This is a genomic window from Gemella taiwanensis (assembly GCF_054054385.1).
Map to the genome: position 1 here is coordinate 60,831 of NZ_JBSMTL010000004.1, position 20,611 is coordinate 81,441.

General features: G+C 29.5%; 16 protein-coding genes. 15 read left to right on the forward strand and 1 reads right to left on the reverse strand.

The features are described 5' to 3' along the window. Positions 1-13 precede the first annotated feature (13 nt). From rnz to ACWOA3_RS04860, 15 genes are all read left to right on the forward strand, one after another. Positions 14-934, forward strand: coding sequence for a ribonuclease Z (gene rnz / locus ACWOA3_RS04790; protein WP_456884397.1), 921 nt, complete (start codon positions 14-16; stop codon positions 932-934). A 22-nt stretch (positions 935-956) separates the two neighbouring features. Further along, positions 957-1,508: an NUDIX hydrolase gene (locus tag ACWOA3_RS04795; RefSeq protein WP_003147322.1), complete on the forward strand. Its 552-nt coding sequence runs from the start codon at positions 957-959 to the stop codon at positions 1,506-1,508. 3 nt (positions 1,509-1,511) lie between these two features. Beyond that, on the forward strand, positions 1,512-1,958 hold the full coding sequence (locus ACWOA3_RS04800; RefSeq protein WP_003147321.1) for a Fur family transcriptional regulator: 447 nt from the start codon (positions 1,512-1,514) through the stop codon (positions 1,956-1,958). After that, a complete protein-coding gene (locus tag ACWOA3_RS04805; protein WP_271965097.1) occupies positions 1,958-2,416 on the forward strand; it encodes a DUF4064 domain-containing protein in 459 nt (152 codons plus the stop codon). Before ACWOA3_RS04800 ends, ACWOA3_RS04805 begins: the two co-directional genes overlap by 1 nt. Positions 2,417-2,743: 327 nt before the next feature. Beyond that, on the forward strand, positions 2,744-5,098 hold the full coding sequence (locus ACWOA3_RS04810; RefSeq protein ID WP_456884399.1) for a penicillin acylase family protein: 2,355 nt from the start codon (positions 2,744-2,746) through the stop codon (positions 5,096-5,098). Positions 5,099-5,412: 314 nt separating this feature from the next. Then, positions 5,413-6,090, forward strand: a complete 678-nt coding sequence (locus ACWOA3_RS04815; RefSeq protein WP_456884401.1) for a YggS family pyridoxal phosphate-dependent enzyme — start codon at positions 5,413-5,415, stop codon at positions 6,088-6,090. 19 nt (positions 6,091-6,109) lie between these two features. Then, a complete protein-coding gene (locus ACWOA3_RS04820) occupies positions 6,110-6,808 on the forward strand; it encodes a M48 family metallopeptidase (protein ID WP_456884403.1) in 699 nt (232 codons plus the stop codon). A gap of 220 nt (positions 6,809-7,028) precedes the next feature. After that, positions 7,029-8,297: a trigger factor gene (tig, locus tag ACWOA3_RS04825; protein WP_442566093.1), complete on the forward strand. Its 1,269-nt coding sequence runs from the start codon at positions 7,029-7,031 to the stop codon at positions 8,295-8,297. An 82-nt stretch (positions 8,298-8,379) separates the two neighbouring features. Then, positions 8,380-9,000, forward strand: a complete 621-nt coding sequence (locus ACWOA3_RS04830) for a DNA alkylation repair protein (RefSeq protein ID WP_456884406.1) — start codon at positions 8,380-8,382, stop codon at positions 8,998-9,000. A 213-nt stretch (positions 9,001-9,213) separates the two neighbouring features. After that, the gene (locus tag ACWOA3_RS04835) at positions 9,214-10,794 is read left to right on the forward strand and encodes a type I restriction-modification system subunit M (protein ID WP_456884408.1); all 1,581 of its coding nucleotides are present in this window, start codon (positions 9,214-9,216) and stop codon (positions 10,792-10,794) included. Further along, positions 10,787-11,782 carry a virulence RhuM family protein gene (locus ACWOA3_RS04840; protein ID WP_456884410.1) on the forward strand — a complete coding sequence of 332 codons (996 nt, stop codon included), beginning with the start codon at positions 10,787-10,789 and terminating at the stop codon, positions 11,780-11,782. The genes ACWOA3_RS04835 and ACWOA3_RS04840 overlap by 8 nt, the downstream gene beginning before the upstream one ends. Next, a complete protein-coding gene (locus ACWOA3_RS04845) occupies positions 11,783-13,657 on the forward strand; it encodes a restriction endonuclease subunit S (RefSeq protein WP_456884412.1) in 1,875 nt (624 codons plus the stop codon). A 53-nt stretch (positions 13,658-13,710) separates the two neighbouring features. Further along, positions 13,711-16,728: a type I restriction endonuclease subunit R gene (locus tag ACWOA3_RS04850; protein ID WP_456884414.1), complete on the forward strand. Its 3,018-nt coding sequence runs from the start codon at positions 13,711-13,713 to the stop codon at positions 16,726-16,728. A 482-nt stretch (positions 16,729-17,210) separates the two neighbouring features. Beyond that, positions 17,211-18,701 carry a hypothetical protein gene (locus tag ACWOA3_RS04855; RefSeq protein WP_456884415.1) on the forward strand — a complete coding sequence of 497 codons (1,491 nt, stop codon included), beginning with the start codon at positions 17,211-17,213 and terminating at the stop codon, positions 18,699-18,701. A 427-nt stretch (positions 18,702-19,128) separates the two neighbouring features. After that, positions 19,129-20,019: a restriction endonuclease gene (locus ACWOA3_RS04860; RefSeq protein WP_456884417.1), complete on the forward strand. Its 891-nt coding sequence runs from the start codon at positions 19,129-19,131 to the stop codon at positions 20,017-20,019. 57 nt (positions 20,020-20,076) lie between these two features. Here the strand turns inward: ACWOA3_RS04860 and ACWOA3_RS04865 are convergent, their stop codons facing one another. After that, positions 20,077-20,400 (reverse strand): thioredoxin family protein, encoded by a 324-nt coding sequence (locus ACWOA3_RS04865; RefSeq protein ID WP_456884419.1) that lies wholly within the window; start codon positions 20,398-20,400, stop codon positions 20,077-20,079. Positions 20,401-20,611 lie beyond the last annotated feature (211 nt).

Below are 20,611 nucleotides of genomic sequence, written 5' to 3' on the forward strand. Positions count from 1 at the left end.
ATTGAGGAATACGATGGAAGTACAATTTTTAGGTACAGGAGCAGGGCTTCCTGGAAAATTTAGAAATACACAGAGTTTTGTTTTTAATTTTATGCAAGAATTAAAAGAATGCTGGATGTTTGATTGTGGTGAAGCGACACAACATCAGATTTTAAGAACAAATATTAAGCCGACAAAAATAACTAAAATTTTTATAAGCCATCTTCATGCAGATCATGTCCTTGGATTAATAGGGTTCTTATCATCTAGAAGTTTCCTTTTAGACACAAATGCTTCGGATGTTACTATATATGGACCAGTGGGTATTAAAGATTTCATAGAAAACAATTTGTTGTTCACACATTGTTCACTTTCTTATAGCGTAGAATATATTGAAATTTCTAGTGAACAGTGTATAATAGATAATAAATCTGTAGCTGTTTTTAGTTATCCTTTAGCTCATAATGTTGAATGTTTTGGATATAAAATTTTATTCAAAAAACAAAAAGGGAGCTTGGATGCAAACAAACTGAAAGAATTAGGGATTATGCCAGGACCATTTTATAGAGAAATTAAAGAAGCAGATACTTTTGAATTTAATGGAATAGTGTATAATTCAAGTGAATTTTTATCTGAAGATAAACCTGAAAAAGAGATTTCGATTATACCAGATACTAGATACTTTGATGGTTTAGGGGAGTTTGTTAAAAACAGTAATATTATTATTTCAGAGTGCACTTATTTACTTAAAGAAGATGCACACCATGCGAGAAAAAACTATCATTTAAGTATTTTAGATATTGAGAAAATAATAGCACAAAGTAAGGTTGAGAGTTTATTCCTGACACATATTAGTGCTAGATATGATAGAAATATTGAAAAAGAGGCTATAGAATCATTGCATGATAAATGTAATGTGAAGATAGCACATGATCTGGAAGAATATAGTTTATAAAAATGTAGAGGAGATTGTGGAAATGAATTTAGAAGAAAAAACTATTGAAGTTGAAAAAATATTTAAGGGGAAAGTTTTAGATGTAGAAGTACATACGGTAACTTTGCCTAATGGAGAAACTTCAAAACGTGAGCTGATAAATCATAGGGGTGCTGTAGCAATATTAGCTTTAACAAAAAATGATGAAGTAGTTCTTGTTGAACAATATAGAAAAGCTATAGAAGCAGTGACTTTAGAAATTCCTGCAGGAAAACTAGAACCAGGTGAAGATAATAAGAAATTATCTGCAATTAGAGAATTACGTGAAGAAACTGGATATGTAGTAGAGGAAGAAAGACTGGAAAAACTATGCGATATTCACGTAGCATTAGGATATAGCTCTGAATTAATCACGATCTACTATGTTGACAATTTAGAATATGCTGGAGAAATTGATCCAGATGATGATGAATTTATTAATTTAAGAAAATATAAAATCGAAGAAGCATTCAAGCTTTTAGATGATAATGTTATTACTGATAGTAAGACTATGCTTGCATTAGCTTACTTAAAAAATAGGAAAGGCGCGAAATAGTATATGAGTATTTATGATGAAATAATTAAAATTATTCAAAAATCTCCATATAAATTAACTCCACAAAGGGAGAAAATCGTAGAGATTTTAGTAGAAAATGAAGATAAACATCTTAGTGCAGAGGAACTGTATTTTATTCTGAAAGAAAAGACACCAGACATTGGTATAGCTACCGTTTATAGAACTCTAGATATTTTTTATGAATTAAAAATCTTAGAGAAAATATCTTTCAGTAATGGTGTTTCAAAATATCATTTGAGACAATCTGTAGATGACGAACTTCATCATCATTTAATATGTACTAACTGCAATAGTATTGAAAAAGTATCTAACCCAATATTTAATAAACTTATTGAATATATGAAAAAAGAATATTCTTTTGAGGTTCAAGATAACTCGTTATCATTTTATGGAACTTGTGCTAACTGCAAAAATAAAGGTGAGAATTAATGTATTTTGATAAATTAGAGAAGATATTATTACTTATCTCTAGTATAGTTTATATTGTATATATTGCATTTGTTGGTGGGATGATTAATCTATTTCGAGGATATGTAGGAAACGAGTATTTAAGAAATAAGATAGTTGATCAAATTCGTGAACAAACGCGTCTTACTCAAGATAGTGCCAATGTTTCTACGAAGGATATGCACTTTATCTTCCAGGTGATGGGACAACTGGCTTGGGTATATTTCGCACTTTTAATAGTTTTGTTTTTACTATTATTATTTGTGATTCTAAAAAAAGGAATCAATCACAATATTGTAGCATTCCTATTTTTAGTGTATAGTATTTTATTATTGATCTTTAGTTTAGGTATATTATTTATTAGTTGTATAATATATTTCTTCTTGGGATTAAGAATAATATTAATAAGAAATTCAGAAAAATATAAGCGTGAAGCGTAATTTCCGAGGAATTCAGTTTCTTCGGAAATTTTTTTATGAAATTTTTATAAAAATATAAGTATATTGAAGTAATGAGATAGTAAAATATTAAAAAATATCAAGAAATCTGACAAGAAAATTCATTATTAGGTAAATAGTAAAGTTAAATACATTCAATCTATATTGCTAGTATTCTTTAGAGATAGACAGTATCTATCAAATAATAATTATTAAATAAAAGTAAAAAAAATACTATACTTATTTAGAGTTTTTTTAGGAAATATCAGTTTGCAAAAAGTTGATAAAGCTAATATAATTCTTAGTATAATTTATTTTTTAGGAGGACTTATGAAAAATAAAGTTATTAAGATTTTAAAAAGATTAGCAATAGTGTTAGTAACCTTGCTATTGTTGGTAGGAGGTTATGGTTATTACTTTGTTCATAAATCTTTACCAACAGTAGAAGGGAAGACAGAATTAAAGATATTAGACAAGAGTGTGAAAATATCTCGAGATAAAAATGGAATTCCTACAGTTGAAGCTGAAAATGATAATGATTTATACAAAGCTCAGGGTTATATTCATGCTCAAGATAGATTATTTCAGATGGATTTAGCGAGAAGACAAGCGAGTGGTAGACTTTCTGAAGTAGTTGGTGAAGCAGCATTAGAAAATGATAAGAAATTTCTAGTTTTTTCTTTAAGAAAAGCAGCAGAAGAATCTTATAAGGATTACTCAGAAGAAGCTAAAAAAATATTAGAAAATTATGCTCAAGGAGTAAATGCATTTATTGAAGAAGCTAAGAGAGATAATAAATTACCTTATGAGTTTTCTTTATTAGGATATTCTCCGGAAAATTGGAGTCCTATTGATTCATTAACAGTTGGGAAGTATATGGCTTATGATTTAGGTGGGCACTGGGATCATCTAGGATTTAATAATTGGATATTAAACAATTTAGGTGAAGAAAATCTAAAACAGATACTTCCTGATAGTTTTTCAAAAAATAAAGATACTGAAGAAATTATAAAAGCAAATCAAGGTATAGATGTGAGTATAGATAAGAATACAGCTAAGGCTGAGCGACCACCGATGGAAAATGGTAGCAATGATTGGGTTGTTTCTGGTAAGAAAACTAAATCTGGTAAGCCATTATTAGCAGATGATCCTCACTTAGGATTAGGCACTCCATCAGTTTGGTATCAGATGTCGCTTTCAACACCGAATAACAAAGTTTCAGGGGTTATTTTCCCAGGGGTACCGGGTATTATTCTTGGTCATAATGAACATATCGCATGGGGAGTTACGAATTTTGGACCTGATGTTCAAGACCTTTATATTGAAAAACGACAAGAGAATAATCCGTATAAATTTAAGTATGATAATGAATACTATGATGCTAAAGTTGATAAGTATTCAATAAAAGTAAAAGGAAAAGATGCTGTTGATTTTGAGGTTGTCAATACGAAGCATGGTCCAATAATTGATCAACTGTTGAAACCATTAGGAAATAAAGATACGAGTTTTTCAATGCAGTGGACAGCACTTGAATCTACACAAGAACTAGAAGCTATCTTAAATATGGATAAAGCGAAAAATTGGCAAGAATTTGAGAAATCATTGGAAAAATTCAAAGCACCTGCTCAAAACTTTGTTTTTGCGGATAATGATGGAAATATAGCTTATAAATCAAATGGGAATGTACCGATTAGGAAAAAAGGTGATGGTAATCTTCCTGTTCCAGGATATAGTAGTGATTATGGTTGGAGTGGATATATCTCTTATGATAAATTGCCAAAACTTGTTAATCCAGAAGAAGGTTTTATAGCGACAGCGAATACTGAAACTGTGAAAACCGATTATCACACATCAAATGTTTGGGCACAACCATATAGAAAAGCACGAATCGATGAGGTATTATCAAAGAAAAATAATTTAACAGTTGATGATATGAAGAAACTTCAAATGGATACAAAAAATCTATATGCTCAAGAGTTTTTACCAAACTTCTTAAAAAATATAAATGTTGATAAAATTTCTAAAAAAGAAATAGTTGATAAACTAAAATCATGGAATAATGTAGATGAGAAAGATGAAGCAGCTCCTTTAATTTTCGATCTGTGGACGAAAAAAATCCAATCTTATATACTAAAAGATAAGATGGCAGCAGATGTATATAAATTTATGCCACATAAAGAAAGTTATGTAGATAAGATACTTAGAGATAGCATAAATGGTAAAAAAGTAAATCTTATTGAGGAGAAAAATGGTCTTCAAGAAGTATTAACTAATAGTTTAAATGAAACTATAACTGAACTAGAAGGGAAATATGGAACAAACGTATCTAAATGGAAATGGGGAGAGGCGCATAAATTAGGATTCAGACATCCACTTTCTAAATCTTCAGCACTGTTAGCATTCTTCTTAAATCCGAAAGAATATCCAATTTCAGGTTCTAAAGTTACAGTTCAAGCAGCGAAACAAAACGAAGAAGGACTTGTAAATCACGGTGCTTCTTGGAGATTTGTTTATGACTTTGAGGCTAAAACTGGACATCATATTGTAGGACCTGGTCAAAGTGGTCATTTCTTGAGTGATAATTATGATGACCAAATAGAAAAATGGGTAAAAGGAGAATATACGAGTGAATCTATAGGAAATGTTCCTAAGGATAAAGTATTGGAACTAGTACCTAAAAAATAATAAAATAAATTGAAAGTAATAAGGTTTTCTTGTTACTTTCAATTTTTTAATAAAAAAAGTATAGTAGAATACTATAGAAATAATTTGAATAGAGAAAAGGAAGTTGATATAATTAGGGTAACAAGTAGGGCAGTAGTTCAAAAAGGAAGACGTCCTTCTTAATTAAGAAGGGAGATGACGGTGCGACTCCGTTCGACTACTTGTTGTGACATCTATTTAATAGGTGTCTTTTTTTATTGAATTAATAACAAAATAATTATCATCATGTTATAATTATAATATAGCAATTAAATATAGAGTAAGTAGGAGAGAAAATGAACGTTAGAGAAAACTTTGAGACTATAACAAAAGAAATAGCTGAAACTTGTGAAAAAGTCGGTAGAAATGCCGATGAAGTGAAACTAATAGCTGTAACTAAATATGTTACAGATGCTAGAGTTGAAGAAGCGATAGAAGCGAAAATTACAGATTTTGCTGAAAATCGTCCTCAAAATTATGTTGAGAGAAAAAGTAAATATTCTGATAAGACTTGGCATTTAATAGGAAGTTTGCAAACTAGAAAAGTACGTGATGTGATTAACGAGGTTGACTATTTCCATGCTCTAGATAGAGATAGCTTAGCAAAGGAAATCGAAAAACGTGCGGAAAAAGAAATCAATTGTTTCGTGCAGGTTAATGTTTCTGGTGAAGAAAGTAAACACGGTTTAACTCCAGAAGAAGCTACAAATTTCATAAAATCATTAGAACAATATTCAAAAATTAAAGTTGTAGGTTTAATGACAATGGCGCCTTTTGTTGATGACGAAGATGTGTTGCGTAATTGTTTTAGAAAATTAAGACAGCTTCGTGATGAAGTAAAAGAACTTGAATTGTCATATGCACCGTGTGAATTTTTATCTATGGGTATGAGTAATGATTATAAAATTGCGATTGAAGAAGGGGCTACTCATATACGAGTTGGGACTGCTTTGGTAGGTTGTGAATTAAAATAATAATATGAGGAGGGGTAGTATGCAAAAAGTAATAAATGTGGATGATTTAGTCGTTACGATTAAATACAGAAAAAATATGAAAAACATTTATTTAAAAGTCGAAAAAAACGCTGATGTAGTAGTAAGTGCCCCGCCAAGAACACCTAACTATCTTATTAAAAAATTAATTAGAGACAATATCGATGAAATTAAATTAAGAAGAAACAATATATTAATGAATGACTATACTATGAAACAGTATGTAACTGGTGAAAAACATATTATTTTCGGAAAAGAATTTGTTTTAGAAGTAAAATTAGGAAATAAGAATGTAGTAAGATTATCCGATGATAAAATCATTTTAGTTATAAAGGATAAAGATCAAGACAGAGAACAAATAGTTACAAGTTATCTGAGAAAAGTTCTTTATAACAAAGCTTTAGAGTTTAGTAATAAATACGAAAAAATCATGGGTGTCCACGCTGAACAACTAAGAATCAAAAAGATGAAAACCCGTTGGGGAACTTGTAATATTGAAGCTAAAAGAATTTGGATAAACTATGAACTTATAAAATATCCGATTGAGTGTCTAGAGCATATAGTTGTTCATGAGCTTACTCATTTACTAGAAACAAATCACACACCTAGATTTTATGCATTGTTAGGAAAATATTATCCAAACTTTAGAGAAAATGATAAATTGATAAAAGAATTTAGTAAAAAAATAGTAGGTAGATAATAAAAAAGCAAGAAGTATTACAATTTTTTTGTAATTTAGTATTAAATTATCTATAGTTAGAAAATTTTTTGAAAGTATGGAAATTACTTTTGAAAACAATAATTTAGATGTGTAATTATTGACTTTTTACGCTATTTACTATATAATTAATCAAGAGTTTTTAGTATTTTTATACTAACATTTTTGATGATACTTAAAAGTATTTTTGGAGGAAAAATAAATGTCACAAATTTTAAATAAAGAAGATGGAAAAGTAGTTATAGCTTTTTCAGCAACAAAAGAAGAATTTGCGAAAGGATTAGACCAAGCATTCAAACGTGCAGTTAAACGTGTTAACGCACCTGGATTCAGAAAAGGTAAATTACCAAGAGCCGTATTCAACAAAATGTACGGTGAAGAAGCATTATACCAAGATGCAGTTGATTATGTATTACCAAGAGCTTACACTAAAGCTATCGACGAATTAGAAGTTTCACCATTAGCTATGCCTGATATCGATGTTAAAGAAATCAGCAAAGAAGAAGGTGTTAAATTCGAAGCAGTTGTTACTGTTAAACCAAACGTTGAATTAGGTGAATACAAAAACCTTGGATTAGAAAAAGACTCAGTAGAAGTAACTGATGCTGATGTAGAAGAAAGATTAGATAGCTTATTAAGCCGTCAAGCTGAATGGCAAATCAAAGAAGGAGAATCTAAAAAAGGTGATATCGTAGTTATCGACTTTAAAGGATTTATCGGAGATGAAGCTTTCGAAGGTGGAGAAGCTAAAGGTTACGAATTAGAATTAGGATCAGGTTCATTCATCCCTGGATTCGAAGAACAATTAGAAGGAAAAGTTGCACCAGTTGACACAGAAGTTAACGTAACATTCCCAGAAAACTACCAAGTAGCTGACTTAGCTGGTAAAGAAGCTAAATTCGAAGTTACAATTCACGACGTAAAAGAAAAAGTTTTACCAGAATTAACTGACGAATTCGTTAAAGAATTTTCTAAAGAAGCAGCTTCAACAGTAGCTGAATACAAAGAAAAATTAAAAGAAGAAATCAAATTAGAAAAAGAAAACTTAGCAGAAAAATCTTATTCTGATAAAGTAATTTCTACAGCTGTAGAAAATGCAAAACTTTCTGTACCAGAAAAATTAGTAGAACAAGAAGTTAACTCTATGTTCGAACAATTCACTGGAAACTTATCTCGTCAAGGATTATCATTTGATTTATACCAACAATTCACTGGAAAAGGTGAAGCTGAACTTAAAGCTGAAATGAAATCTGACGCAGAAAACAAAATCAAAACTTCATTCGTACTAGGTGAAATCGCTGAAGTAGAAAAAGTTGAAGTAACAGACGCTGATATCGATGCAGAAGTTAAAGAACTTGCTACTATGTACAACATGACTGAAGAAGGAATCAAACAACGTATTAGTGTTGAAGACTTACGTGGTGAGTTAGTAATCCAAAAAACTGTTGATTTCTTAAAAGCTAACAACTAATTTTAGCAAATCATCCTTAAGCATATAGAGTGTCTAACATTCTATATGCTTTTTTTAGGAATAATATGGTGGTGAATAAAATTTGAAAGAATATATTAAAAGCCTAGAGCAAGAATTCTCATTAATAAAGAGTGGATTCAAGGAAGAAGAGAAAAGAGCCTTAACTGACTATAAAAATAATGATAGAGTTTATATTAAGAAGTTAGCTTTCTTATCCTATGAGTCTATAGTATATCAAGTTAGAATGTACGGTGTATTTCTCTTTGGATACTTATCTGATGATAGTGATATTTTAACTTTTATGAGAGATGAAGTATCTAAAGATGAAAATTGGAGAGTACAAGAAGTATTAGCAAAATCATTTGATGAATATTGTAAAAATAAAGGTTACAAAAATTCAATACCAGTAATTGACGAGTGGTTAAACTATAATAATCCAAATACTAGAAGGGCTGTTACAGAAGGATTACGAATATGGACTAATAGACCTTATTTCAAAGAAAATCCACAAGAAGCAATAAAAAGACTAGGAGCATTAAAAGAAGATGCTAGTAAATATGTAAGAAAATCAGTAGGAAATGCATTAAGAGATATAAGTAGAAAATTTCCAGAACTAATAAAAGAAGAATTGAGAACTTGGAATTTAGAAACAAAAGAAATAAAACAAGTCTACAAATTAGCGAGTAGGTTTGTTGTCGAGTAAGTATTTTTTAAATAAGGTTTATTGTGTTTTATAAGCTTTTGTAGTATAATTGAACTAATGAGAGATGTCTATCCTCCTCCCCCATTTTTATTTTTTTGGAGGGGGGTCGACATCTCTTTTTTATTTTATGTATATGCACTCCTACGTGTCTTTTTTCATGTACACTTTATGTGTTATAATAGTAAGGATAATATAAGAAATTAGGAGATGAAAATGGGAAATAGTGTAAAAGAAAATTATGAAACAATACAACGTGCAGAGTTACATAGAAAAATCTGGGCGATTGCTGATGATGTACGAGGTGCAGTAGATGGCTGGGATTTCAAGCAGTATATATTAGGTATACTATTCTATAGATTCATCTCAGAAAATATGAGAGATTATTTTAATAGAGCCGAGCGTGAAGCAGGAGCTGTGGATTTTAATTATGCTGAGTTGAGTGATGAAGAGGCGTTAAAAGATTTTAAACCTGGGATTGTTAAAGAAAAAGGATTTTTCATCTTACCAAGTCAACTTTTTGAAAATGTTGTAAAGAATATTAATTCAAAGATGGAATTAAATGCTAAATTAAAAGATATTTTTGATAGTATTGAAAAGAGTGCTATGGGAACTGGTTCTGAAGAAGATTTTAAAGGGTTATTTAGAGATGTCGATGTAACAAGTGATCGTCTAGGTGAAACGGTAACAGAAAAAAATGCAAAGTTAACTAGTATTTTAGTGGGTATTAGTGAATTGAATTTTGGTAAATTTGAAGACAATCACATTGATGCATTCGGAGATGCTTATGAATATTTAATTTCTAATTATGCATCTAATGCAGGTAAATCTGGTGGAGAGTTCTTCACTCCCCAGACAGTGTCGAGACTGCTAGCTAAAATAGTAGTTGATGGAAAAGAAAAAATTAATAAAGTGTACGACCCGACATGTGGAAGTGGTTCGCTACTACTACAAATGAGAAAATTCGAGGGTGTAGAAATAGAAGATGGTTATTATGGTCAAGAAATTAACTTGACTAACTACAACTTAGCTAGGATGAATATGTTCTTGCACAATGTGAACTACAATGATTTTTCTATTAAACGTGGCGACACGTTATTAAATCCTCAGCATGAGGACGAAAGACCATTTGATGCTATAGTATCAAACCCACCGTATTCTATAAAATGGATAGGAGATGCGGATCCAACATTAATTAATGACGAACGATTTGCGCCAGCAGGGAAGCTTGCACCTAAGTCATATGCTGACTATGCGTTTATTATGCACTCACTTAGTTATTTATCAAGTAAAGGGCGAGCAGCTATAGTTTGTTTCCCAGGGATTTTCTATAGAAAAGGTGCGGAAAAAACTATTAGAAAATATCTAGTAGATAATAACTTTGTAGATTGTGTTATTCAACTACCAGATAATCTATTCTTTGGAACATCGATTGCTACATGCGTATTAGTATTAGCAAAAAATAAAACAGAGAATAAAACTTTATTTATTGATGCATCTAAAGAATTCAAAAAAGAAACAAACAATAATATATTAGAAGAAAAAAATATAGATAACATCATTGAAGAATTTAGAAATAGAGCAGATGTTGAATATTTCTCACGTTATGTAGATAATGCTGAAATAGAAGAAAATGATTATAACTTATCAGTATCGACATATGTTGAAAAAGAAGACACTAGAGAAAAAATCGATATTAAAGTATTAAATAAAGAAATTGCTGAAACTGTGAAGAAAATAGATAAACTACGTGCATCTATAGATGAGATAGTTAGGGAGTTAGAGAGTGATGAGTAATAAAATAATTATTTATAATACTGAAGATGGAAAGTCAAAAATTAATCTTAAGTTAGAAGATGGTACAGTTTGGCTTAATCAATTACAAATAGCAGAACTTTTTCAAACAACGAAACAGAATATAAGTAAGCATATAAAAGCTATATTAGAAGATGGTGAACTGAGTGAAGTTTCAACTGTCAACTATCAGTTGACAGTTCAAAAAGAAGGAAAAAGGGAAATAGAAAGAAATATTGCTTTTTATAACCTTGATATGATTCTTGCTGTTGGTTATCGTGTGCGTTCTCCACGTGGAGTACAATTTAGAAAGTATGCATCTACAGTCTTAAAAGAATATCTAATTAAAGGTTTTACTATGGATGATGATCGTCTTAAAAACTTTGGTGGTGGAAGCTACTTCAAAGAGCTTTTAGATCGTATTCGTGATATTCGTTCTAGTGAGAAAGTATTTTATCGTCAAGTATTAGACTTATTCTCAACTTCAATTGATTATGATGGAAAGAGTGAAGAAGCAAAAAAATTCTTCTCAACTGTTCAAAATAAAATGCATTACGCAATACATCATCATACGGCAAGTGAATTAATATTTGTTAGAGTAGATGGTGATAAAGAATTTATGGGATTAACTACCTTTAAAGGAGAATTACCAACATTATTAGAAGCTAAAACTGCTAAAAACTATTTAAGTGAAAAAGAATTACGTGGTTTGAATCAACTTGTATCTGGATACTTTGATTTTGCTGAAAGACAAGCAGAACGTGAAATAGCTATGACAATGACAGATTGGATAAAACATGTAGATAATATTCTACGAGCAACAGGTGAAGATGTATTAGAAAATGCAGGTAGTATATCACGAAAACAAATGGAACAAAAGGTGGAAGAAGAATATAAAAAGTATTCAGAACACACTTTAACATCAGTAGAAAAAGACTATCTAGAAGAAATTAAAAACATTGAAAAATTAGCAAAGAAAGGAGGAAAATAGGTGACGAACATATTAGAATTGCTTAAAAATGAAAAAGTAGAATGGAAGAAGTTAGGGGAAGTAGCCATAGTAGGGACAGGTAAATCTAACACTAACGAACATGTGGAAAATGGATTATATCCATTTTATGTCCGTTCAAAATTTGTAAAAAGAATTAATAAGTACGAATTTGATGAAGAAGCAATAATAATCCCTGGAGAAGGTGGAATTGGTGAAATTTTTCATTATGTGAAAGGGAAGTATGCATTACATCAAAGAGCATATAGAATAAATTTACATGAGAATATTATTACTAAATATGTATACTATTATATGAAAACAAAATTTAAAGAATTTATTGTGAAAAATATGGTGGGATCTACGGTAACTTCGATTAGAAAACCTATGATTGAAAACTTTGAAATCCCTGTCCCATCACTAGAAACCCAAGAAAAAATAGTGAAAATACTTGACAAATTCACAAATTATGTTACGGAACTTCAGTCGGAACTTCAGTCACGTACTAAACAATATACTTATTATAGAGATAAGCTATTAAGTGAAGAATATTTGACTAAAGTGACTAAGGAAATGGAAGAAGATAGGAGATTAAATATTTTTAAGTTAGATGAAATATTTGATTTTAAAAATGGATTAAATAAGGGAAAAGAGTTTTTTGGAAAAGGTGTTCCTTTTATTAGTTATGTAAATGTTTATAAATTAGACAGATTACAAGAAGAAGATATAATAGAAAATGTAGATTTGACAGAAGATGAGATAGAAAGATTTAGTGTGATAAAAGGTGATGTACTTTTCACACGTACTTCAGAAGTTAAAGAAGAGGTAGGTTACTCATCTGTAGTGATTGAGGATTTGAAAAATACTGTATTTAATGGATTCACAATAAGAGCGAGACTTAAAAATAGAGATTTATTGTTACCAGAATATAGTGCTCATTTATTTAGATGCCATGAAATAAGAAAAGAAATAATAAAAAGAAGCTCATTTACAACTAGGGCATCATTGAGTGGTCAAGAACTTGGGAAAGTAAAAGTTGTAATCCCACCTCTTTCACTTCAAGATAAAATAGTGAAAGTATTAGATAAGTTCCAAGTATTGCTGTCAGATACAAAAGGATTGATACCTGAAGAAATCGAACAACGACAAAAACAATATGAATATTATCGAGAAAAACTCTTGACATTTGACATGATTTCTGATAGATTCGATTCGATTCGATTCATAACTAGTTTATACTATGATATTTTACAAGAAGCTGCTAATATAGTTGAAGTAGATATAGAAGATAAGATAGAGTTGAAAAAATTATTAAATATAACCAAAAAAGTAGATAATATTAATTGGAAAGTAATGGATGAAGAGTTACATTATATAGACTTATCTTCAGTTAATACAGGAAATAAAAAAATTGAAGCTACAGAATTAATAACAAAAACTAATGCACCAAGTAGAGCTAAGCAGATTGTAAAGTCTAAAGATATTATATTTGGAACTACAAGACCAATGCAAGAACGTTTGGCATTAATCCCAGATTCGTTAGATAATCAAATTTGTAGTACAGGATATTGTGTTCTAAGAGGTGACAAAGAAATTGTTAAAGAAAAATGGATATATTATAATTTGTTGAAAACAGATTTCTATAAGTATGTTGAACTAAATCAAAAAGGAACAAGCTATCCAGCTATATCAGATAGTGAAATTAAAAATTATAAAATCCCTATTCCTCCTCTTCACGTTCAACAATATGTTGTATCTATACTTGATAAGTTCGACACTATAGTAAATGATATTAAAGAGGGATTACCAAAAGAAATAGAACAACGTCAAAAACAATATGAATATTGGAGAGAATGTTTGTTAAACTTTTCAGGATAACAAGTTATTATGAAAAATTTGAAATATAAATAAAAAGCAAAAGGAGTGAGAGTATGTCAGAAGAAAAATTCAGGTATAAAACTTCACCTATCGCAGAGATGCAAGGTGGAATAGTTTTGGCTAAATTCGAAAAGCCTGAACGTAGAGTCGAAGAATATCAAACTGAATCACAGCTAGAAGAAAACATGATTAATAATTTAGTTTCACAAGGTTATGAACGTCTTGATGTTAGAAGCATGGATGATCTATATAGTAATCTTCGAGTACAAATTGAGAAGTTAAACGATGTGAAATTTAGTGATAGTGAATGGAAAAGATTTTTACTTGAGTATTTAGATGCTCCTAATGATGGAATAATCGAAAAAACTCGTAAAATTCAGGAGAATTATATTTATGATTTCATATTTGATGATGGTAGATTAAGAAATATTAAGATAATAGATAAGAAAAATATTCACAACAACCATCTGCAAGTAGTTAATCAAGTAACTGTCGCTAAAAACAGATATGATGTAAGTATTTTAGTAAATGGATTACCTCTTGTTCATATTGAATTGAAAAAACGTGGGGTTAATATTCGAGAAGCTTTTAATCAGATTCAAAGGTATGAAGATGAAAGTTTCAATCTAGATAATTCGCTTTATAAGTTTGTTCAAATTTTTGTAATCTCAAATGGGACATACACAAGGTATTTCGCCAATACGACTGAACGCGATAAGAGTAATTATGAGTTCACTTGTGAATGGGCAGATGCTAAGAATAGGGTTATTGTAGATTTAGAAGATTTTACAGCTACATTCTTTGAGAAGAGAACTATTCTAGAAATTCTAACAAAATATTGTATATTTAATTCAAGAAATGTTCTTTTAATCATGCGTCCTTATCAAATTGCTGCGACTGAAAGACTATTATGGAGAATTAATTCTAGTTTTGAAAATAAAAAAGCTGGAAGTGTAGAAGCTGGGGGATTTATCTGGCATACTACTGGATCTGGTAAAACTCTAACATCATTCAAATCAGCAAGGCTAGCTACTGAGTTAGATTATATCGATAAAGTATTTTTCGTAGTTGATAGAAAAGACTTAGACTATCAAACTATGCGTGAATACCAAAAATTCCAAAAAGATAGTGTAAATGGAAGTAAGGATACTAAAGAATTAAAAATTAGTATTGAAAAACAAGATAATAAAATAGTTGTTACAACAATTCAAAAATTAAATGAATTTGTTAAGAGTAATAAAGGGCATGAAATTTATAACAAGCATTGCGTATTTATTTATGATGAGTGTCATAGGTCACAATTTGGTTTAGCTCAGAAGAATATTCAAAGTTCATTTAAGCACTATTACCAATTTGGTTTTACAGGGACACCAATTCTTGTAGAGAATTCAATAGATGGAAAAACTACAACGGCTAGCGTATTTGGTGCACAATTACATAGTTATGTAATTACTGATGCGATTAGAGATGGTAAGGTTCTTAAATTCAAGATTGACTACAACAGTATTAATCCGAAGTTCAAGAGTTCCGAAGAAGAAACAGATGATGAGAAACTAAAATCTCTTGAGAATAAAATGTTCTTACACCCAGAACGTATTTCAGAAATTACTAATTATATTCTTGAAAAGTTTGATTCTAAAACTTATCGTAATACGCAATATACTGTAAAAGATAAACGTATAAACGGATTTAATGCGATGTTTGCGGTGCAAAGCGTAGATGCTGCGAAGATGTACTATGAAGAGTTTAAAAAACAGCAGGCAAATTTACCTGAAGATAAAAAACTAAAAGTTGCGACAATATTTAGTTATGCTCCAAATGAAGAAAGAGCTTCAGGGGAGATTGAAGAAGAGAGTATGTCGTCAGTTGCCTTGTCAACGACTGCAAAACAATTCCTAACTAACGTAGTTGATGATTATAATTCATTTTTCCAAACAAACTTCACTATAGATGGTAATGGATTTGAGAATTATTATAAAGATTTATCAAGTAGAGTAAGAAATAAAGAAGTAGATTTACTAATCGTTGTTGGTATGTTCTTAACTGGATTCGATGCTCCAACTATGAATACATTATTCGTTGATAAAAACTTAAGATACCATGGGCTTATTCAAGCATTTTCTAGAACAAACAGGATTCTAAATAAGATGAAAGCCTTCGGTAATATAGTTTGTTTCAGAAACTTAGAAAAAGCTACTAAAGATGCGATTAAGGTATTTGGTGATGAAAATAGTATTAATGTAATTATCGAGCGAAGTTATGATGAATACATAAATGGATTTACGGATGAAGACTCAGGAGTAGTATTTAAAGGGTATAAGGAATTATGTGAAGAAATCATAGAAAAATTCCCAGACCCTACAGAAATAAAATTAGAAAAAGATAAGAAAGAGTTTGTTAAGTTATTTGGTGAAATCTTGAAGAGAGAAAACATCTTGAGAAACTATGATGAGTTCAGTAGTTTTGAGAAGATAATTTCTGAGAGATTGAAACAGGATATGACGAGTACGTATATCAAGATAAAAGAAGAGCGTATATCACAAAAACCACCGATAATAGATCCTGATGGACCTATTATTGATTTTACTGATGTTGAATTCCACATTGATCTTCTAAAAACTGAAGAGGTGAATCTTGATTATATCCTAGCCTTAATACTTGAAAAAGCTAAAGAGCAAGGAACAAATAACGAAACATTAAAAGAAGAAATTAGAAGATTGATTCGTTCTTCACTTGGAACAAGAGCAAAAGAGGAATTGATTATTGAATTTATAAACCGTACAGACTTAACTAAATTCGATAAAAATGAAGACATATTAGAAGCATTCTATGCATATGCTAAGATTGAGAAAGAACAAAAAATAAATGAACTTATTTATGAAGAAAATTTAAAAGAAAAATCTAAGAAATTCATAGAAAAATCAATTAGTAGAGGATATGTTTCTCAAGGTGGAACTGAATTAGATGATGCTTTGCAAGGAGTAGCCCGTCGTGGTGGAGCTAGAGAAGCTAAGAAACAATCGGTTCTTTCTAAATTGAAAGATATAGTTAAGGTATTTGTAGGGATATAGTAAAAATTATCTAATTTTATTTCATAATATAGGGATTAACGTATTTCTAAATTAGATAAAATTTTTGATTTATATGTAGATTTATGTTGTTATTTAAAAAGTAAGGGTAGCTATTAGCACTGACTTTAAGTAGTCGTAGTATAAATTATTCGTAATATTTTTCTTCGGTCTGTGACTTTTAAAAATAAACGACTAACTTAAAAGATGGTAGCTTGTTAAATGATTATTAAATTAACTATCTTAATCGATCCAAGAGGAATTTATTATTAAGGCGACAAGGCTTATTAATGATGAAAAAGCAACTTCTATTTAAAATATTACGGACGATAAAAATAGTATTAATTTATTTCCTACTACAATAAAGGTGCGTTATAGTTATAAGACTTTACTTGAAAAGTGATAAAATGATGTGATAAATAGATATTTTTTTAATATTAAATTTAAATGATAGAGTATTGATAAAATAGAAAGTAGGAGGTTTTATGCAAAAAGTAGGTTTTTTATTTGGTGCAGGAGCGGAGATTTGTTACGGGTTACCCACAGGTGGGAAGTTCGCTTTAGATATTTTTAGACAAGATGTGTCTATTAGTAAAAAAGAATTTATTGAAATGAGGGATTCTATAGATGGTTCTACTGCATATGCAGGGGAATGGTTACCTGATGACTACAAAACTAGAAGTGTAAGTTCATATGGAAAATCTGTAATTGAAAATATAATAAAAGACACCCTTGAACATAAGCGTGAGTATATCATTAGCAAGTTGAATGATTTTGACTCATATGCTAAAAATGCGAAAAAGCACATAGAAAATATAGATGATATAATAAGCAACATGTTAAATAGACAAGTTAGTAATTGTCAACTTAATACCGTTATATCTTTTAATAGTGCATTAAATAGAGGAAATAAGATATTCAAAAGTCATTATTTTTCTGCTCTTTTATTAATATATAAGAATAAAAATTTGAGAGATGACTTGCAATTTGAACTTAAAAAGATTATCGTCTCAATTTTACAGTTACAAATCGGAGCATTAGGATCATACCTTGTGAAAAATATTAATGATAATATCTTTGACAAAAAAGATGAAGAAATTGATCTGTTTGATGATATAGGAGAAGTACTGAGATTAAATTATCAATCTGCAGGAGTGATTGGCATAGAATATTTATACGATAATTTTAAAAATATAGATATAGGTACTTTAGATGAAGAATCAAAAATAGTATATTTTGCAAAGTATATATTAGAAGATATTTTTTCATCAGTATTGGACTATAAGTCTTTAATTGATTCTAATTGGCATTATTTGTATTGTCCTAAAAATGAATGGGCAAAATTTTGTAAAATATCTATATTTTTATTGACTGTCAAAAACTATATAGTAGATAGTCTTCCATCTGATATAGCTGACGAGGGATATTATAGTGATTTAAAAAAATGTATTGATGAATCAAAGTTAGAAGTTGCTAAGATTGCTACAACAAATTATAATAAAATAATTGCAGATAAACTTGGTGAAAAGGAAAACATTACTTATTTAAATGGTTCTGTAGATCAGTGGTATGATCCGTATTTAAATAAAATAAGTGAAAAAGAGAATCTGAAAGGAAAATTTATCGTTCCTTTACTGTTTACACAAAGTGGAACGAAACCAATGACTTCTATTTTTAAATCTTGTGAATATGTAGATTTATATAGGAATTGGAAAGAAGCTGATTATATTGTAATAGTAGGTTTTGGATTTAATAAAGATGATGAGCATATTAATGGAATTATAAGAACATTGGTTAATGATGATAATAAAAAAGTAATTATAGTAGGACGAAATTCTTCGAAAGAGGAAATTATAAATCGACTAATAATAGAAAAAAGGGAGAATATAACAGTTCATAATATAAATGAAGATAGAAAAATTGATGATACATTATGGATTGAGCATATACTTACGAATGAAAATTTAAAACAATAAACAAAGGGAGATTATTAGAATTGTTGTAAAATAATTAAAAAGTATTTTACAACATAATATACTTGTAAAAATATGTAAACGATATAAATGACAGTATACAACTTCCTAGTTTAATGAAAAAAGTGAGGAAAATATTATAATGGCAATAGCCTTCTAAAATTTATCTGATTTTTGGAGCTGTTATCTTACTGTGTATAAAAAGATGGTTATTTTTATTGTCATTTTTAAACGTATCTATGTATATATTACTATAAGGTAATGAGAGATATCGGACGTCTTTTTCAAAAGTTTTTGTAGGATGGATCAATATCTCTTTTTTATTTTATGCATATGCACCCCGATGTGTCTTTTTTTATGTATATGATATATGCTATAATAAAATTGATATAAACTGATTTCATATTATTACTAACTTGAGGAGAAGGATATGTTTAAAAGATGTTGCGGCAATAGAAAAGAGCTAGATTATAAAATAGAACACAGCCCTAGACCGATTAAGCTTTCAGATGATATGGATAAGGTAATAAAAAATTTACTTTGGTATACTCCTAATATTGATTCATATCAATCTATTAAAAATGAATTAGTTTCTGATAAGATATATGATGAATTTTCATTTACCTATGTTATGGATCAAATGGGAATGAATGAAAGTCGTGATGTGAAGTGGATAGGTTCGAAGGATGTAATAAGTAATGATGATTGGAAATTTTTTGAGGGGAATATTTGTCCTAATTGTCAAAAAATAATAGTTGCGAAGTATACTACTTTTTCAAAAATTAATGCTTTACTAACAGCTATTAGAAATTGTATAGCTCATGGTCATTTTGCGATAGTGGAAGATTATATTATTGGATTTAATAAGAAATTTTTAACAAAAGATCCAGAGGGATTAAAGAAATCTGTTATTAAGATTAAACCTAAACCATTACTTACTGCACTAGAGAAATTAACTTCGCCAATTGGGAAAGAGTTATTACTTGCATATGCATTTAGAAAAGTTGGTTATGATGTTCAAGAACCAAAAAATAGAAGTAGGGATTTTGATCTATGTCTTGAAAAAAATGGTAAGAAATATGTTATTGAGATAAAATCTTATAGAGGAAATTCATATCTTCATCCTGAACATGTTGAAATCTTCCTTAAGAGAGCAGAAAAAGCTTTACCTGGAGTTGAGAGAATTTTACTTGTTGATACATCTAGGGTGACTAAGTCAGTAAGGCAATTGGAATCAAAAATTAAAGGTTTTAGAATTGTTGACATTAATGATGTAAAACTGTTACTGGGTGAAGAACTTGTAGATATATTAGCCAAATAAATCAATAACTAATAAAAAGAGCGATTCAAAATTATTATTTTGAATCGCTCTTATTTTTTATTTCATTTGTTCACTTACAGTGCTTACTTTTTCTAGAATTTCATCTAGACTGAAGTAGCCGCTTTTTTGAATAGATAGTCTCCCTTCGATATATACTTCTACAGTTGGTGAAGAGAGAATACCACGTTGAGCAGCAATTTCCATATTTTCTTCTAATGAGATGTAGTATGCTGCTACGTCTTTGTGATTTTCTTGCCACGTAGTAATTCTGTTTTTTATTGAGTGACATGGCATACATGTAGCTGTTCCGTATTGAATAATCGCTATGTCATTGTCACTAATGATTTTATTTAAGTCGTCATTTTTTGTGAATTCAATCATATTTTATAATCCTTAATTTTTATATTAAGAAGAGTATATTGTGCAATCTTCTTTTAATATGAGTATATTATAGTTGTTTTAAAGAGTAATTACAACCAATACTAATTGTGTATATGTAAACACCAAAACTAGAATATTATAAAAATTTTCTGAAAACTATTGACAATAGTTTTAAAACATGATATTATTTATACAACGTAAATAGATAAGT

What these genes read in the sequence shown, in the direction of transcription:
- ACWOA3_RS04860 (WP_456884417.1), top strand. Translation starts at nt 19,129, where the DNA reads ATGTTTAAAAGATGTTGCGGCAATAGAAAAGAGCTAGATTATAAAATA.
- ACWOA3_RS04820 (WP_456884403.1), top strand. Translation starts at nt 6,110, where the DNA reads ATGCAAAAAGTAATAAATGTGGATGATTTAGTCGTTACGATTAAATAC.
- ACWOA3_RS04850 (WP_456884414.1), top strand. Translation starts at nt 13,711, where the DNA reads ATGTCAGAAGAAAAATTCAGGTATAAAACTTCACCTATCGCAGAGATG.
- ACWOA3_RS04805 (WP_271965097.1), top strand. Translation starts at nt 1,958, where the DNA reads ATGTATTTTGATAAATTAGAGAAGATATTATTACTTATCTCTAGTATA.
- ACWOA3_RS04865 (WP_456884419.1), bottom strand. Translation starts at nt 20,400, where the DNA reads ATGATTGAATTCACAAAAAATGACGACTTAAATAAAATCATTAGTGAC.
- ACWOA3_RS04815 (WP_456884401.1), top strand. Translation starts at nt 5,413, where the DNA reads ATGAACGTTAGAGAAAACTTTGAGACTATAACAAAAGAAATAGCTGAA.
- ACWOA3_RS04840 (WP_456884410.1), top strand. Translation starts at nt 10,787, where the DNA reads ATGAGTAATAAAATAATTATTTATAATACTGAAGATGGAAAGTCAAAA.
- tig (WP_442566093.1), top strand. Translation starts at nt 7,029, where the DNA reads ATGTCACAAATTTTAAATAAAGAAGATGGAAAAGTAGTTATAGCTTTT.
- ACWOA3_RS04810 (WP_456884399.1), top strand. Translation starts at nt 2,744, where the DNA reads ATGAAAAATAAAGTTATTAAGATTTTAAAAAGATTAGCAATAGTGTTA.
- ACWOA3_RS04855 (WP_456884415.1), top strand. Translation starts at nt 17,211, where the DNA reads ATGCAAAAAGTAGGTTTTTTATTTGGTGCAGGAGCGGAGATTTGTTAC.
- ACWOA3_RS04835 (WP_456884408.1), top strand. Translation starts at nt 9,214, where the DNA reads ATGGGAAATAGTGTAAAAGAAAATTATGAAACAATACAACGTGCAGAG.
- rnz (WP_456884397.1), top strand. Translation starts at nt 14, where the DNA reads ATGGAAGTACAATTTTTAGGTACAGGAGCAGGGCTTCCTGGAAAATTT.
- ACWOA3_RS04800 (WP_003147321.1), top strand. Translation starts at nt 1,512, where the DNA reads ATGAGTATTTATGATGAAATAATTAAAATTATTCAAAAATCTCCATAT.
- ACWOA3_RS04795 (WP_003147322.1), top strand. Translation starts at nt 957, where the DNA reads ATGAATTTAGAAGAAAAAACTATTGAAGTTGAAAAAATATTTAAGGGG.